Origin of the sequence: Pandoraea norimbergensis (assembly GCF_001465545.3) — a bacterium.
GTDB classification, from domain to species: domain Bacteria; phylum Pseudomonadota; class Gammaproteobacteria; order Burkholderiales; family Burkholderiaceae; genus Pandoraea; species Pandoraea norimbergensis.
In genome coordinates this window covers 5,224,988-5,240,411 of the sequence record NZ_CP013480.3, presented here as the reverse complement: position 1 = coordinate 5,240,411, position 15,424 = coordinate 5,224,988, and the positions used below count along the sequence as shown (strand labels likewise).

Annotated in this window: 12 protein-coding genes; 8 read left to right on the top strand and 4 right to left on the bottom strand. The window is 63.2% G+C overall.

Translation table 11 applies throughout. The features are described from left to right. Positions 1-159: 159 nt before the first annotated feature. Both AT302_RS22915 and AT302_RS22910 read left to right on the top strand, forming a co-directional pair. The gene (locus tag AT302_RS22915) at positions 160-1,209 is read left to right on the top strand and encodes an alpha/beta hydrolase family protein (RefSeq protein WP_157125857.1); all 1,050 of its coding nucleotides are present in this window, start codon (positions 160-162) and stop codon (positions 1,207-1,209) included. 7 nt (positions 1,210-1,216) lie between these two features. Then, positions 1,217-2,722: an MATE family efflux transporter gene (locus AT302_RS22910; RefSeq protein ID WP_084656410.1), complete on the top strand. Its 1,506-nt coding sequence runs from the start codon at positions 1,217-1,219 to the stop codon at positions 2,720-2,722. Between the two features lie 38 nt (positions 2,723-2,760). Here the strand turns inward: AT302_RS22910 and AT302_RS22905 are convergent, their stop codons facing one another. Continuing rightward, positions 2,761-3,690 carry a LysR substrate-binding domain-containing protein gene (locus AT302_RS22905; protein ID WP_218918973.1) on the bottom strand — a complete coding sequence of 310 codons (930 nt, stop codon included), beginning with the start codon at positions 3,688-3,690 and terminating at the stop codon, positions 2,761-2,763. Between the two features lie 137 nt (positions 3,691-3,827). Here AT302_RS22905 and AT302_RS22900 point away from each other — a divergent pair, with 137 nt between their 5' ends. The 3 genes from AT302_RS22900 to mdoH all read left to right on the top strand — a co-directional run bounded on the left by AT302_RS22900 (position 3,828) and on the right by mdoH (position 9,009). After that, positions 3,828-4,460 (top strand): LysE family translocator, encoded by a 633-nt coding sequence (locus AT302_RS22900; RefSeq protein ID WP_058375980.1) that lies wholly within the window; start codon positions 3,828-3,830, stop codon positions 4,458-4,460. A 350-nt stretch (positions 4,461-4,810) separates the two neighbouring features. After that, positions 4,811-6,334, top strand: coding sequence for a glucan biosynthesis protein G (locus tag AT302_RS22895; protein ID WP_058375979.1), 1,524 nt, complete (start codon positions 4,811-4,813; stop codon positions 6,332-6,334). Then, entirely contained in the window at positions 6,331-9,009 is a 2,679-nt protein-coding gene (gene mdoH, locus AT302_RS22890; RefSeq protein ID WP_058375978.1) for a glucans biosynthesis glucosyltransferase MdoH, read from the top strand. Before AT302_RS22895 ends, mdoH begins: the two co-directional genes overlap by 4 nt. A 110-nt stretch (positions 9,010-9,119) precedes the next feature. On the opposite strand, the gene AT302_RS22885 is transcribed toward mdoH, so the two are convergent. Continuing rightward, a complete protein-coding gene (locus AT302_RS22885; protein ID WP_058379882.1) occupies positions 9,120-9,827 on the bottom strand; it encodes a peptidoglycan DD-metalloendopeptidase family protein in 708 nt (235 codons plus the stop codon). A 591-nt stretch (positions 9,828-10,418) separates the two neighbouring features. Between AT302_RS22885 and AT302_RS22880 the strand changes: the two genes are divergently transcribed. The 3 genes from AT302_RS22880 to AT302_RS22870 all read left to right on the top strand — a co-directional run bounded on the left by AT302_RS22880 (position 10,419) and on the right by AT302_RS22870 (position 12,515). Then, positions 10,419-10,622: a cold-shock protein gene (locus AT302_RS22880; protein WP_058375977.1), complete on the top strand. Its 204-nt coding sequence runs from the start codon at positions 10,419-10,421 to the stop codon at positions 10,620-10,622. A 212-nt stretch (positions 10,623-10,834) separates the two neighbouring features. Then, a complete protein-coding gene (locus AT302_RS22875) occupies positions 10,835-11,470 on the top strand; it encodes a LysE family translocator (RefSeq protein ID WP_058375976.1) in 636 nt (211 codons plus the stop codon). Between the two features lie 277 nt (positions 11,471-11,747). Then, positions 11,748-12,515, top strand: a complete 768-nt coding sequence (locus tag AT302_RS22870) for a flagellar brake protein (RefSeq protein WP_058375975.1) — start codon at positions 11,748-11,750, stop codon at positions 12,513-12,515. An 89-nt stretch (positions 12,516-12,604) separates the two neighbouring features. Here AT302_RS22870 and AT302_RS22865 read toward each other — a convergent pair whose 3' ends face one another. Continuing rightward, positions 12,605-13,753: a hypothetical protein gene (locus AT302_RS22865; RefSeq protein WP_058375974.1), complete on the bottom strand. Its 1,149-nt coding sequence runs from the start codon at positions 13,751-13,753 to the stop codon at positions 12,605-12,607. Positions 13,754-13,965: 212 nt separating this feature from the next. Beyond that, positions 13,966-15,342, bottom strand: coding sequence for a hemolysin family protein (locus AT302_RS22860; protein ID WP_237171998.1), 1,377 nt, complete (start codon positions 15,340-15,342; stop codon positions 13,966-13,968). Between the last annotated feature and the right edge of the window lie 82 nt (positions 15,343-15,424).

The window sequence follows — 15,424 nt, the reverse complement described above, 5'->3', positions numbered from 1 at the left end:
TGCGCACGCGAGACACGCATCCGACACGCAAAAATCATGCGAGCCCCACGGCAATTCACGCTAAGATGACCCATCGTGTGATGCCGCAGCGGGACTTCGGCGCGAGACCGGTGTCCTGACTTTGCACTTCCAGAAATCAGGGGAGAACGGATGCTCGGAATGGCGCGCTGGACAGTGGGACGACCGCTCGGGACAATGCTCGGCGCGCTCGCCTTGTTCTCCACCTGCGCAGTGAGCACCGCCGTTCTGTTTCCCACGACTGCCACGGCCGCCGATACCCCCATCGTCGGCAAGCTTTTCCCGAAAGCGGCCTCCGCGTCTTCTGCGCCTTCTGCGGCATCGTCACCTTCCGCCGCTTCCTCAGCCGCTTCAGTTTCCGCCGCAAGTTCCGCTACCGCTACCGCTACGCCTTCGTCGGCCGCCACCGGCACCGATCAGCGCGTGTTGCGCAGCGACGGCGCGAATGTCATGTTGCATGTGTTTCGTCCCAGCGTGGCGTGCAACGGACTCGCCGTGCTGAGCCCCGGTGCGGGCGATGACCGTGACGCGCTGGCGTGGCTTGGCCGCGCGCTTTCGCAATACGGCTGGCTCGCCATCACCATGGCGCACAAGGAAGACAACGGCCGCGACGCGTTGCGCGATCGCGTGCGAAGCGGCGGCATGCGCGACGGTTCGCTGGCGCTTCCTACGGATCCCGAAGTGTATGACGACCGTCTCGAAGACACGGGTGCGGCACTGCGCTGGGGACGCTCGCAATGCCGCACCGGCCCCAGCGTTTTCTTCGGCCATGCGGCCGGCGCGGCGACGGTGATGTTCGAAGCCGGCGCCAAGAACAAGCTCGGGCTGGACAGTGACGACCGTTTCGACGGCTACGTGGTGCTCTCGCCGCAAGGGCCCGGGCCGATCTTTCCGGCCGGGGCATGGCATGACATCCGCAAGCCCATGCTGCTGGTCACGGGTACGCGCGACGCGCCGCTCGACGGCAAGTGGCAGGAGCGCACCACGCCCTATGCCGATCTGCCGCCGGGCTGCCACTGGCTTGCCGTGGTCGACGGTGCCACGCACTACAACTTTGCGGGCTTCGGCTACGGGCATCCCGATATCGAGGCGAAGGTCCTGCCGCTGATCGAGCGATTTCTCGACAACCTGCGCGCGCACCGATGCGCGATACCCACACCGGCGGCGGGCGTGAAGCTCGACACGAAGTAGGGCACCCATGGCCGAACAAGACCTCACCCGCGGACCGATCGGCAAAACCCTCTTCTGGTTCTCGCTGCCGGTGCTCGGCAGCAATGTGCTCCAGTCGCTCAACGCGTCGATCAACGCGATGTGGATCGGGCACTATCTGGGCGAATCGGCGCTCACGGCGGCGTCGAACGCCAACATCCTGCTGTTCTTCCTGCTCGGTGTCGTGTTCGGCATCAGCATGGCCAACACCATTCTCATCGGCCAGTCGATCGGCGCGAAGAATCATGTGCTCACGCAGCGCATCGTCGGTACGAGTGCGACGTTCTTCGTGCTGATGTCCACCGCGGTGGCGGTGTTCGGCTATATCTTCACGCCGGAGCTGCTGAACGCGTTGGGCACCCCGAGTGACGCCCGGGCGTTTGCCGTCGCCTATCTGCGCATCATCTTCGTCGCGCTGCCGGTGATGTACTTCTACAACTTCGTGATGATGGCGTTGCGCGGCGCGGGCGATGCACGCACGCCGTTCCGCTTCATGCTGCTCTCGGCCGGGTTGGACGTGGTGCTTAACCGGTTGCTGATCTTTGGCTGGGGGCCGGTGCCGCCGTTAGGTATCGCGGGGTCCGCCGGGGCCACGCTTATCGCACAGACGGTGAGCCTTGCGGCGCTGCTCTATACGCTCTACCGCCGGCGCGATCCGCTGTGGCTGCCGCGCAAGGACTGGCGGTATCTGCGCATCGACCCCGGACTGCTGCGGCTGATCGTCGTCAAGGGGTTGCCGATGGGCCTGCAAATGGTGGTGATCTCGTCGTTGGCGATGGTGATGATGGGCTTCGTCAACGGCTACGGTTCGCAGACGACGGCGGCGTACGGCGTGGCATCGCAGTTGTGGACGTATGTGCAGATGCCGGCGCTGGCCATCGGTGCCGGTGTGTCGTCGATGACGGCGCAGAACGTCGGCGCGGGGTTGTGGGACCGGGTTTCGCGCATCGGGCGCGTTGGCGTCGGGTTGAATTTCGTGATGACGGGCACGCTGGTGGTGGCCATCTTGCTGTTCAACCGTCAGTTCATGAACGCGTTTCTACCGGACGATGGCTACGCGATTTCGGTAGCACAGCACATCAACGCAGTGGTGGCGTGGTCGTTCGTGCTGTTCGGCGTGACGATCGTGTTGTTCGGTGTGGTGCGCGCGACAGGGGCGGTCACGGCGCCGCTGGTGATCCTGTTCGTCTCGCAATGGGTGATCCGGCTGCCGTTTGCGTGGCAGTTGCAGAAGTCGTGGGGTGCCGAGGCGATCTGGTGGAGTTTCCCGCTGGGGTTTGGGGTGTCGCTGGTGATGGCGCTCATCTACTACAAGTGGGGCAACTGGCGTGGCGTGAGGATGTTGCCGCGCGCCGCGCCGCCAGCGGTCGCGCAGTCTGCCGACGCCGCCAGTGCCGCAGCCGGGCCGTCACCCGTGCCGGTGCCGCCGGTCGGTGGCGGCGGTCTGCCGAAACCCGCGAGTCATGGTGAAAGCGAACGCGACCGGCGCGAGTGAGCTTCGATCTACGCTGCTTCGATGCGCACGGCGTTGATTCACACGGTTTTAATCCACACGGATTTAATCCACACTGAGGCGGACTCGGCCATGGCGCTTCGCAACCACGTCAACAAGGCTTGTGTCGCGGGATTCGCATCGAACGGTTCGCGGGCGAGGGCTACGTAGGCCGAGCCATCGCGCACGAAGCCGTGCGGTGCGGTGAGGCGTCCGGCGCGCAATTCGTCGCTCACCATGTACACCGAACCGATGGCCGCGCCCAAGCCTGCGCCTGCCGCCTGCAAACTCAGATAGAAGTGCTCGAAGGGCGGTATCGGGCTGCCGGACGCCCGCGCGCCATAGCGCCCGGATGCCGGCGCATGGCCTTCGGCTTTCATCGCCCGCTGCCAGTCGTGCCATGCCTGTGGCCGGGTGCGCGTGTGCAACGGTGCCGGGTGTGCCGCCTCGAAGGTGGCTGGCAGGCCAACCGGGCCGATCCACTCGTCGGCGAGCGGCTCGGCCACGAGCGAATGTCCCCAGAAGAAATCATTGCGGCGGATAGCGACGTCCACGCCCGCGCTCGCCAGATCAATCGGTCCACCTGCCGAATGCAGATGCAGCGCGATGTCGGGATGCGCTTGCGCAAATGCGCCAAGACGCGGAATCAGCCAGCGCATGGCCAATGTCGGTTCGCACGAGACCACTAACGTGCGCGAGGCGGCCACTGGCCGCAGGTTCGCCACTGTCTGTGCCAGTTGTTCGAACATCTGCCGCGTTGTGGCATGCAGACGCTCTCCCACAGGCGTGAGAAAGACCGCCCGGTTGCGGCGTTCGAACAGCGGCAGGCCGAGCGCATCTTCGAGCGTACGTATCTGACGGCTGACCGCGCCGTGCGTCACAAACAGCCGCTGCGCCGCCCGGGCAAAGCTCAACTCGGTGGCGGCGACGTCGAAGACTTGCAGCGCATGCAGGGGCAGGGGACGGTCCATACGTGAGAAATTATCACGTATCGACGTGAGAAAGGATCGTTTTTCAAGGCACCTGATGTTCGGCAGAATTTCATTTGCTGGGCTTCGATGGCATCGCCGTGGGGGCGGTCTCCGACCCAGATCCGTGAGTTCTCATCATGCAAGAGTTGTTGGCCGTCATGACAATCACAGTACTGGCCGTGATCAGCCCGGGCGCCGATTTCGCCATGGTCACGCGCGCGAGCTGGCAGCATGGCCGCCGTGCCGGGTTATGGGCGGCACTCGGTATTGCAGCGGGCGTGCAGGTGCATGTCTTCTACACGCTGGTGGGCGTTGGCCTGCTGATGACGCGGCTGCCGTGGCTGTTCTCCGCCGTCAAATGGGTCGGGGCGGGCTATCTGATCTATATCGGCTGGCGCACCCTGCGAGATCGCTCGCCAGTGGCGGATGCCACGCAAGAAAGCAAGCCAGGCGGGACAGCGCAGGAGGCGCACTCTCATTGGCGCGCCTTCCGGACCGGTTTTTTCACCAATACGTTGAATCCGAAGACGACCCTGTTTGTCGTCAGCACGTTCACGCAGGTGGTGCACGCCGGCACGGGCTGGAAAGTGGGGCTGGCCTACGGAGCGTTCATGTCGCTCGCGCATTGGGCCTGGTTCAGCCTTGTGGCGCTGGGCTTCTCCGCCGGGTGGATGCGTGCGGCCATGGTTCGCCGTCAGCACGCCGTTCGCCGCACGATCGGCGGCGCGTTGATGGCGCTGGGGGGATTGCTCGCGTTGGCCAATCGGTGACGAGCGCAGGGACGTCGTCGCCGGTGCGTGGATATCGCATCGGTGGCACCGACGCGGGGGCGAAGAAAGCGCCAAAGAAGCGACGAAAACCGTACATAAACTGTAAAAATCGGCCCGTTTTTCATATAAGTCACAAATGGTCACAAATTAGTGACCCCGCTGAATCGGCGACGGCGCGGACGATTGGGGTAATGTGAGTGCCCGCTTCGAAGGTTTTGCCGGTGCAGCTTTGGTCAATCGGCAAATGAACGGGTAAAATTGCGCGTTCAGCGCACGCTGGCTACGGTCAGTACGCGCGTTACACGCTACCCCCACTGCCGATGGAATTCCTGCCAAATACGGTTTCCCGCATGATTTCCCACCGTGCCTTGCGTCTGGCGCTTGCCGGCATGCTCAGTGTCTGCGCGCTGGTATCGGGCGCGGCGCACGCTTTCTCGTTCGACGACGTGGCCAAACAGGCGCGAACGCTCGCGAACAGCCGCTACAAGCCGACCGATCAGAACCTGCCCAAGGATCTCCAGAACCTGACGTACGACCGCTATCGCGGCATCCGCTTCAAGCCCGAAAAGGCCCTGTGGCGCGCGCAGAAGCTGCCGTTCGAGCTGATGTTCTTCCACGAGGGCTCGTATTACGACCGGCCGGTCAAGATCAATGAACTCATCGGTAACAGCGTGCGCGAAGTGCGCTACACGCCCGATCAGTTCGATTTCGGCACGGTGAAGGTCGATCCGAAGCAATTGCGCGGATTGGGCTACGCGGGCTTCCGCATTCACTACGCGGTAAATACCCCCAAGTACAAGGACGAGGTCATGGTCTTCCTCGGCGCGAGCTACTTCCGCGCCTTGGGCAAGAACCAGACATATGGCCTGTCGGCGCGCGGACTGGCGCTGGACACGGCGCTTAATTCCGGCGAGGAATTCCCGCGCTTCACCGAGTTCTGGATTCAGCGTCCGGCACCGGGTGCTAAGGACCTGACGATCTTCGCGCTGCTCGATTCGCCGCGTGCGACGGGGGCGTATCGCTTCACTCTGCGCCCGGGCGTTGATACGACCGTGGATGTGAAGGCCGAGTTGTTCCTGCGCGAGAACGTGACCAAGCTGGGTCTGGCACCGCTGACCAGCATGTATTTCTTCGGCGAGAACCAGCAACCGCCTGCGCCGGACTATCGCCCGGAAGTGCATGACTCCGATGGCCTGTCGATCCAGTCGGGCACGGGCGAATGGATCTGGCGTCCGCTGGTCAATCCGAAGCGTTTGCTGGTCTCGTCGTTCTCGCTGTCGAATCCGGCCGGCTTCGGTCTGTTGCAGCGTGATCGCGACTTCAGCAGCTACCAGGATCTGGAAGATCACTACGAGTCGCGCCCGAGCGCCTGGGTCGAGCCCAAGGGCAAGTGGGGGCAGGGCCGCGTGGAGCTGGTGCAGATTCCGACGCCCGACGAAACGAACGATAATATCGTCGCCTATTGGGTGCCGGATGCGCCGCCCAAGCCCAAGCAGCCTTATGCGTTCGAGTACAAGCTGTCGTGGCAGAAAGATAACGACAAGCGCCCGCCGATGGCGTGGGTGACACAAAGCCGCCGGGGACATGGCTACCGGGGAAAACCAGACGATAGTCAGCTGTTCGCCATCGATTTCGAAGGACCGGCGTTCAAGAAACTGACGGACGACGCCAAAGTCGAAGGCAATGTAACGACCGACGCCAACGGCAAGATCCTCGAAGTACAGACGCAGCGCAATGACGTCACGGGAGGCTATCGCGTCATGCTGCGCATGCGCCGCCTCGATTCCGAGAAACCCGTCGAAATGCGCGCTTATCTGCGCAACGGCAGCAATACCCTATCCGAAACGTGGAGCTACCTGTTACCCCCCGAGTGAGCGATCGCTCCGATATCCCGGTCGACGAGCTTTACGTCGACCGGCTGCCCCTGCCCGCCGAAAAGCGCCGCGCATTGCTGGCTCAGGCACAGCGTGACGGCGGCGATTCGCTCGACGTGCTGACCCGTATCCAGCGTCTGCTCACCGCTCGCATTGCGAATGGTGAGGAGGTTGCGGTGGTGCCGCCGAGTGATGTTGCTGCGGACGTAGAGGGCATGGAATCCGCCGATGCCGATGAGGGCGACGCCGTGACCGCGCCAGTGCAAGACGCTGCCGGCACGCAGGCGACTGCCTCACCGGCAGGTGTGCTGTCGCCTGTCGCTCCGACGGCGTGGCATGTGCCCGATATCGCCGAAATCGAATCCGATAGCGACGCCGTGCTGGCTTCGCAACCGGCGCGTCTTTCGCTCACGGAAGGCGGTTCGCTGGCGGCTGCCGCAGGCTTGAACGAAGTCCGCGGTGTCGAGACGCTGCGCATTGCGCCGCCGGTGCGTCGCACGTCGCTCGTGCCGCGTCCGTGGTCGCTCAATCCGCTGGGACGTCTCTGGCGCGCCATCACGGGGCGCAAAGATCCCGATCCGCTGGTGCGTGACGCCCCCGATCCGAAAGGCCGCTGGTCGCAGGCGGGGCGTCGCCGCCGCTGGACGCTGCTTGCGCTGATGATCGCGCAGACCGCACTCGCCACGCACTTCATGGCGTCGGTGTTGCCGTATCACGGGGCCGATCCGCTTGAATTCGCCGTACTCGCGCTGTTCGTGCTGTTGTTCGGCTGGGTATCGGCAGGCTTCTGGACCGCGATCTTCGGCTTCTTCGTTCTGCTGGTCGGTGGCGAGCGCCACATGATCTCGAAGATGGCGGCGGGCGACGCACCGATTGCCCCCGATGCGCGCACCGCCATCGTGATGCCGATCTGTAACGAAGACGTTGGCCGCGTGTTCGCGGGCCTTCGCGCGACGTATGAGTCGCTCGCGAAGACCGATTCGCTCGAGCGATTCGACTTCTTCATCCTGTCGGATTCGAACGAGGCCGATAACTGTACGGCCGAGGTCGATGCGTGGCAGGCACTGTGCCGCGAAGTCGGTGGCTTCGGCCGCATTTTCTATCGCAGGCGTCAGCGCCGCGTGAAGCGCAAGAGCGGCAACCTCGACGACTTCTGCCGTCGCTGGGGCAGCAACTACCGCTACATGATCGTGCTCGATGCCGACAGCGTGATGAGCGGTGAGTGCCTGACCAAACTCGTGCGCATGATGGAGTCGCACCCGAGTGCCGGGTTGATCCAGACCGCACCGCTGGCCGCAGGGCGCGAGACGTTCTATGCGCGCTTGCAGCAGTTTGCCGGGCGCGTGTACGGTCCGCTCTTCACCGCCGGGCTGCATTACTGGCAGTTGGGCGAGTCGCACTACTGGGGCCACAACGCCATCATCCGTCTCAAGCCGTTCATGGAGCACTGCGCGCTCGCGCCGTTGCCGGGCAAGGGCGCATTGTCGGGCGCGATTCTCTCGCACGACTTCGTCGAGGCGGCGCTCATGCGCCGTGCTGGCTGGGGCGTATGGATTGCCTACGATCTGCCGGGCAGCTACGAAGAAATGCCGCCCAACCTGCTCGATGAACTCAAGCGCGACCGCCGTTGGTGTCAGGGCAACCTGATGAACTTCCGGCTGTTCCTCGCCGAAGGAATGCACCCGGTGCACCGCGCCGTGTTCGTGACGGGGGCGATGGCTTATGTCTCCGCGCCGTTGTGGTTCGTGTTCCTGATTTTGTCGACATGTCTACTGGCCAAGCACACGCTTGTCGTGCCGGAGTACTTCACGGCGCCGCGGCAGTTGTTCCCGGTCTGGCCGGAGTGGCATCCCGAGCGGGCGCTGGCGTTGTTCTCGGCGACGGCCACGTTGCTCTTCCTGCCGAAGATTCTGGCGGTGCTGCTGATCTGGGTGAAGGGCGCGAAGCGTTTCGGCGGCTGGTTCGCGGTGACGGTAAGCATGTTCATCGAGCTCGTGTTTTCTGCGGTGCTGGCGCCGGTGCGCATGTTGTTCCACACGCAGTTCGTGCTGGCCGCACTCACGGGGATCGCCATTCAATGGAAATCGCCGCCGCGTGAGGACGCCGAGACGCATTGGGGCGAAGCGATTCGCCGTCACGGTCTGCAAACGATCATCGGCATGGGCTGGGGCGCATTGGTGTACTGGCTCAATCCCGATTTCATCTGGTGGCTTATGCCGATCGTCGGCTCGATGATGATTTCGATTCCGGTGTCGGTGTTCTCCAGCCGCGTGTCGCTGGGACGCGGGCTGAAGCGGGCGCGCCTGTTCCTGATTCCGGAAGAATCGTGGCCGCCGAAAGAGCTGCGCATGACGGAGAAGTACACCGATGAGGCGCGCTCGTACGTGAGCTTCGTGGATGCGGTGGTCGACCCGATGGCCAATGCGCTGGTGGCCGCGAGCGTGGCGCCGACGCACGACGATCCGAAGCACGACACGATTCGGGCCGGGCGCGTCGAGGCGGCGCTGCTCAAGGGGCCGGCCAAGCTGACGAACACGCAGAAGTGGGAACTGCTCAACGACCCGCGCGGGCTGGCGGCGTTGCATCTGCTGGTGTGGAGCGATCCGCGCGCGCATCGCGACTGGCGTGATGCACGTGCCAATGGGTTGTCGCAGGGGTTTCTGGCGTCGGCTTGAGCGGGCTGAACCCGCCGAACTGAGCTTACGAGGTTAAGAACAAAGGGCTGAGTCCTGTCTTGTACAGGTCTCAGCCCTTTTGTTTGTGTGCGCTCGGTGAGCGCTGACGATCAGCGTGACGGCAGGAAGTCGCGAGGATTGAACGGCGTGCCCTTCTGGCGCACTTCGAAGTGCAGTTTGACGGTGCCGTGAGAGTCGGTGTCTCCCATCTCGGCAATCTTCTGGCCCTTGGTCACGGCGGCCCCTTCCTTGACCAGGACGGCGCGGTTGTGGGCGTACGCCGTCAGATAGCCGTTGTCGTGCTGCACCATCACCAGATTGCCATACCCGCGCAAGCCGCTGCCGGCGTACACGACTTTGCCTGCGGCGGCCGCGTAGACCGGGTCACCCGATTTGCCGCCGATATCGACACCCTTGTTGCTGCTGCCATTGAAATTCGACAGCACGGGGCCGTCGGCGGGCCAGATCATCGCAATCTTGTTGGTTGCCGTGCGCGGCGCAACCGGCGCAGGTGCCGCCTTGGGGGCGGGCTGGGCCTTCGGACGCGGTTTGGCTGTGCTCCCCGGCGATGCACTACCCGAAGCCGCCACCGGGGCGCTGGACGCGCCGGCTGGTGGCACGACGCGCAGCACCTGACCCACTTCGATCTTGTCGGGGTCGGTCAGGCCGTTCCAGCGCACCAGATCGGCCGTGCTGGCGTTATTGGCGCGGGCAATGCCGTAGAGGGTGTCTCCGGAGGCCACGCGGTAACTGCCTGCGGGAACCGGGCCGTAGGTCGGCGTGCCTGCGCAGGCCGCCAGCGTGGCGCAGACGGCCAGACTGACGGCGTGCGCACGCCAGCGCGACCAGCCGAGGCGCCGATTCGATAATTTGTGAACCGCAGGGACATCGCGTTTGTTACACAAATCGATGGGGTGAGGCGACGCGGCAAGCGGCGTCGGCACTTCAGGTTGCAACCGGGGCGGTCGCACGAGGTAAGTAGGCTCCATCCGTTGGCAGGTTAGGGCCCAGAGGCGGTCGCGAGGCACAGCAGGCAAGGCTGAGCGGGGTGGCCGAAAGTTGCCTGAAGGTTACTTCTGGCAGCACGAAAGACGGGTCCGGGTGCGCGGCGACGGCATGAGCACGGTGCAAAACGCCCATTGTACGGGCTGCGAGACCCTCTCTGATCGTCGATCAACGCGCAAATTCCCTGCTATATACGAGAAACTGTTACGTAATATGCAGCATATTCCCAGTTGACAAGCGTGGCTTTGCCACGTATAAAACCAATTGCAGATTGTCAAGCCGCGAAGTTGTTGTCAGACGTAGTTTTCCTGCTTCTCGCTGGTTTCTAGTCCTTCATTTTCCCTTGATTGTCAGCGCTGGAGGGGTCATGTCGACCCCAGGCATTATGTTTATTAGGAAAAAACATGGAAACCGGTATTGTTAAGTGGTTCAACGACGCTAAGGGCTTCGGCTTCATCACCCCGGACGCAGGCGGTGAAGATCTCTTCGCTCACTTCTCGGAAGTGCGTGCAGATGGTTTCAAGACGCTGCAAGAAAACCAACGCGTTCAGTTCGAAGTGAAGACTGGCCCGAAGGGCAAGCAAGCTGCGAACATCAAGCCGCTGTAATAGCACTTGATACGTATTCGTGAGTATCCCCGGTAACGGGGGCGCTCCACGGAAAGAACAGGCTCGATGACGAAAGTCATCGGGCCTGTTTGTTTTTCTGGACCGTCGATCGTCACTGAAACGCGCAGGACGTGCACGCGAACGATGCCACCGCAGCGGTTCGACGCTACAATGCCTGATCGTAATGTGTGAAGCATTTTTTCGAGGCAATCATGAGCCTGCAAACGTGGTGGCTGTACGTGGTCACCGTCTTCTTCGTGTCGGCAACGCCGGGCCCGAACATGCTGCTCGTCATGACGCATGGCGCGCGCCACGGTTTGCGCCCCGCCGCCGGCACGATGGCCGGCTGCATGACCGCGCTCATTGCCATGATGTCGATTTCGGCCGCCGGTCTCGGCGCGGTGCTCAAGGCCTGGCCGATGGTGTTCGACACCCTGCGCTACGCCGGCGCCGCCTATCTCATCTATCTCGGCTACAAGAGCTGGCGCTCGCCGGTCGATACCCATAACGCTGCCAGTCTGAGCGCCCCCGCCGCTGCGGAGGATTCCAGCTTCGGCAAGCTTTTCAAATCCGGCTTTCTGGTCGCGGCAAGCAACCCGAAGGCGATTCTGTTTGCTGCCGCATTCCTGCCGCAGTTCATCGACCCGGTCGCGGCCAAGCTGCCGCAGTTCTCGATTCTGCTCGGCACGTTCGCCGTCATCGAGATGAGCTGGTATCTCGTGTACGCCACGGGCGGTCTGCGCATTGCACCGTATCTGCGCGAAGCGCGCGTGCTCAAGGCCTTCAACCGGATCAGCGGTGGCGTGTTCATGGGGTTTGGCGCGCTGATGGCCGCGGTACATCGCTAAGCCGAATCCGCAGCGCAGTCGCGTAATAGCAAGGTAAGTGGGGTGAAGGTGCTTTCGGGCACCCAAGTGTGGCGTGTGGGTACGGGGAGCAGTTTGCCCACAGGCCGATGCACTCAATATTTCCGGGCGATGGCCGTTAATCACGTGGTGCCACGTGATGTGTCGTCGAGTGCCGTGGAGTTCGTCTCGTCGCCGTCAGGCAGAGCGGCCCGGCCAGTCCCAAGGCTTAATTCGTACGGCTTGTGCGGTCGTATCGGGGATAAATAGAAGATCAGGTATGGAAACGACAGAACCGCAGCTGACGCCGCCGCCCACCGACGACGAGTCCCAACTGCACGACTCGTATCGCATCAGCAATCCGCTTGAAATTGGGGGCGTGTTACGTCACCTGGCCACCCGCGGCGACTTCATGACGGTGTATTTCGCCAACGGGCAACGTCAACTCGTCACCCGATTGCTCAAGGTCGAGCCGCAAGCCCGTGGCTTCTATTTCGACTGGGGTGGTGTCGAGACGGAAAACCGCGCACTGCTTGCCAACAAGCGCGCGCTGTTCGTCGGGGTGCCTGAAGGCATTCAGGTGCACTTTCCGATCGGCGACATCGAAGAGCGCGAGTACGAAGGCTACCCGGCGTTCTATGCGTCGTATCCGGAATCGCTCGTGCGCTTGCAGCGCCGCGATTATTTCCGCGTGAAGACGCCGATCCTTGATCCGTACCAATGCACCGTCAAGTTCCCGGAAGACGCACCGCTGCGTCTGAACGTATTCGATCTGTCGCTTGGTGGTTTGGGGCTGCGCACGCGCGCTGAAGTGGCCGCAGAGATTCCGAAGGGCTCGATGCTCATGCACGCCGAGGTCGAACTGCGCGACTACGGAACGGTGCAGGTCGATCTTGAGGTATGCAACCTGCGCACCGTACCGCTGCCGAAGGACGTGGAATATCACATCGGCTGCCGCTATATCGCGCTCTCGCGCACGGCCGAATCGCGTCTGCAAAAGCTCATCACCCAACTCGAACTGAACCGCAAGGCGTTCGCACGCGCCTGATGGCGTGTTGTTCGTGTGAGTGGCACCGACGAGGCCCGATCAGCGGCCTCGTCGTTCAAATTCCCTTGCGCTGTGCCCGTCGATGCGGGTTATGCCGGCGCGTGAATTCGCAATGCCGGGATGGCATGCAGCAGCCGCAACAGGTCGGCTTGCCGGCGGCACCCTGTCTTGTCGAAGACGTGGCGCAACTGCGTTCTCGCCGTGTTGATGGCCACCTTCGCGTCCAGCGCGTACTGCGTCAATTCCGTCCCCTCCGCCAACGCTAGGGCCAGACGGGCTTCGGCAGGCGACAACCCGAACAGCACCTTCAGCGTGTAAGGACTCAACGACACGCGCCGGTCCAGCTCGCCGATGGTGAGCATGGTCATGGGGCGCTGCCACGGCGCAGCGCACGCGTGAGACTCGCGCAATGGCAGCGCGGTTACGACCCAGTGCCGTTGATTCTCGCCGTGCAGACGATGGCTGCCGGCCACCGGCATCGGTGCCGTGGCCTGCGCGATCAGGCGCCGCAGCGCCCGCTCGTCGTTCGGCAGCAAGGCCCCGAACTTGCCACTGCGGATGGCGATGTTTCGTGTCTCTCCCAACAACTGGTGCGCTGCCGCGTTCAGGTAGTGAGCATGCGCCGTGTCGTCAGTAATGATGACGGCCAGTTCCAGTTGATCGAGCACGGCCATGCCCATCGCGGCCTGCGCTTGCAGGTGTCGCGTGCCCGCGCGCAGGCGTGCGGCGCGCGCCAGATGCTGCGTCAGAATTTCGAGTTCGGGGTCGGCGTCCGCGTCTTCAAACGGGACATGATCCGGCGAGCGCAAGATCGCCAGCAATTCGCTGGTGCCGTCGGCGCCTTCGAGATGCAGGCCGTACGTGTAGCGCACGCCGTTGGGAATCAGGAATTCGTTGAACAGTTCGCTGCGCGCGACATAGCGGTCGCTCAAGTGATGGTGGCAACGCATCGCGTGGCCAATGGGCTGGCGCAGCATCAGGCTCACGCGCGGATCGGAAGGCGCAAGCTTTTCCAGAAACTCGCGGATGACTTCCGGCGAGGTCTCCAGTGTGTGTGAGTCGCGTGTCGCGCAGTGGCGTGAGCGGTCCCAGGTGACCGAGTGGAAGCCCATGCCCCCCACCCACCGGTTGATGCCGCGCAGTGCCTCGTCCCAGCGCGCTTCGTCGAGCACCCCGTCGTAGCAGGTGCCGATCAACGCATCGAGCGTCAACTTCCCCGTGTTCCCCGTGTCGTCCACTTCGGGACTCCCCTGGCCGCAGCCCCAGCCGTACGGCCACGCTCGTACGGAGCGCGACGTACGTAATACCCCCGCAACGCATGCCTTCCTCGATCGGGATTTGGCACTTATAGAGCGTAGTCTGTCGGGGGACGCAGCGGGCATCAATCAGGCATCACCCGCCCGTTGCTGCACCGCCACATTCCGGGAAATCCTTAGGGTCGCAGGGGATGTCAGGCGGCGTCGGAGGCCTTGCCACGGGCTTCACGCGCTTCAGCGGCCTCGCCCGCTTCGCCCGCTTCGCCCGCTTCGCGCACCCCATCGGGATACACACGCACGAGCACGATGCGAGGGCCCTGCATCTTTTTGACGACGACCGAGAAGCCGTCGAAGTCGATCTTCTGGCCTTCGCGCGGCAGATAGGCGAGGGCGTCCATGATCAGGCCGCCCACCGATTCGGCGTGTTCGCTGGGGATATCCAGTCCCAGTGCACGCTCGAGTGTCAGGATCGGCAAGCTGCCGCGCCCAATCAGCGTGCCGTCTTCCATGCGCGTCCAGTCGTCTTCCGTTTGACGGAATTCGTCGCGAATCTTGCCGACGAGTGCCGAGAGCAGGTTGTCGAGCGTGAGGAAGCCGATCGGTTTTTGATCAGGCCATCCAACGATGGCAAAGTGCGGTGCGCCCCGGCGAAAACGCTGGAACAGCTCGCGCGCGGGCATGTCCGGCTTCACGCGCTCAACCGGCCGCGCCATGCTGCCCAAGTCGGCAATCGACTGACCATGATGTTCGGCGAGGAACAAGTCCTTCAGGTGAATCACGCCGAGCACGGTTTCACCGTCGTTATCGAAGAACGGATAGCGGCTGTAGCGGTGGCGGTAGGCCGTGTCCATATTCTCGGTGAACGTCGCGTCGCGTCGAAACGCCGCCACTTCGCTCATCGGGCGCATCAGATCGGACACGGTCAGGTCGCTGAAGTCGATGGCGTAGGCCACCACGTTCCAGTCGTCGCGAGAGAGTTTTTCACTCGCAGCACCTCCGCGCACGATGAGCTTGATTTCGTCCGCAGAGTAGTGCGCTTCGGCACCGTGCGACGGGTCGAGACCCGTCCACCGCAGCAGGCGGTTGGCACTGTGGTTCAGCACCCAGATCGCCGGGTACATCATCCAGTAGAAGCCGTAGAGCGGTGCAGCCGTCCACACCGAGACGGCTTCCGGCATGCGCAGTGCCATCGATTTCGGCGCGAGTTCGCCCACGACGATGTGCAGATACGAGATCGTGAAGAACGCGATGAAGAACGCCAGCCCGTGAATCAGCTCGGGCGAGGTGACGCCAATGGCGGCGAACAACGGCGTGAGCACGCGCGCAAACGCCGGCTCGCCGATCCAGCCCAGGCCGAGCGAGGCGAGGGTGATGCCGAGTTGGCACGCAGAGAGGTAGGTGTCGAGTTGGCCGTGAACCTTGGCCAGGACACGCCCGCGCCAACCGCGTTGGCGGGCAATGATGTGAACGCGCGTCTGGCGCAGTTTGACGAGGCCGAATTCCGCCGCCACGAAAAAGCCGTTAAGAAACACCAGCAGGATCGCAGCGACGATCAGTAAGAAGTTTTCCAAAATATCCGAGATTAGACGACAGGCCCGACAGTATAAGTGACATTTGCAATGGACAATAAATATCCACGGAGTTCCCGTGTTT

Bases quoted from the DNA above. Each gene is read 5' to 3' on its own strand.
- AT302_RS22915 (WP_157125857.1), top strand. From the start codon at position 160: ATGGCGCGCTGGACAGTGGGACGACCGCTCGGGACAATGCTCGGCGCG.
- AT302_RS22910 (WP_084656410.1), top strand. From the start codon at position 1,217: ATGGCCGAACAAGACCTCACCCGCGGACCGATCGGCAAAACCCTCTTC.
- AT302_RS22905 (WP_218918973.1), bottom strand. From the start codon at position 3,690: ATGGACCGTCCCCTGCCCCTGCATGCGCTGCAAGTCTTCGACGTCGCC.
- AT302_RS22900 (WP_058375980.1), top strand. From the start codon at position 3,828: ATGCAAGAGTTGTTGGCCGTCATGACAATCACAGTACTGGCCGTGATC.
- AT302_RS22895 (WP_058375979.1), top strand. From the start codon at position 4,811: ATGATTTCCCACCGTGCCTTGCGTCTGGCGCTTGCCGGCATGCTCAGT.
- AT302_RS22880 (WP_058375977.1), top strand. From the start codon at position 10,419: ATGGAAACCGGTATTGTTAAGTGGTTCAACGACGCTAAGGGCTTCGGC.
- AT302_RS22875 (WP_058375976.1), top strand. From the start codon at position 10,835: ATGAGCCTGCAAACGTGGTGGCTGTACGTGGTCACCGTCTTCTTCGTG.
- AT302_RS22870 (WP_058375975.1), top strand. From the start codon at position 11,748: ATGGAAACGACAGAACCGCAGCTGACGCCGCCGCCCACCGACGACGAG.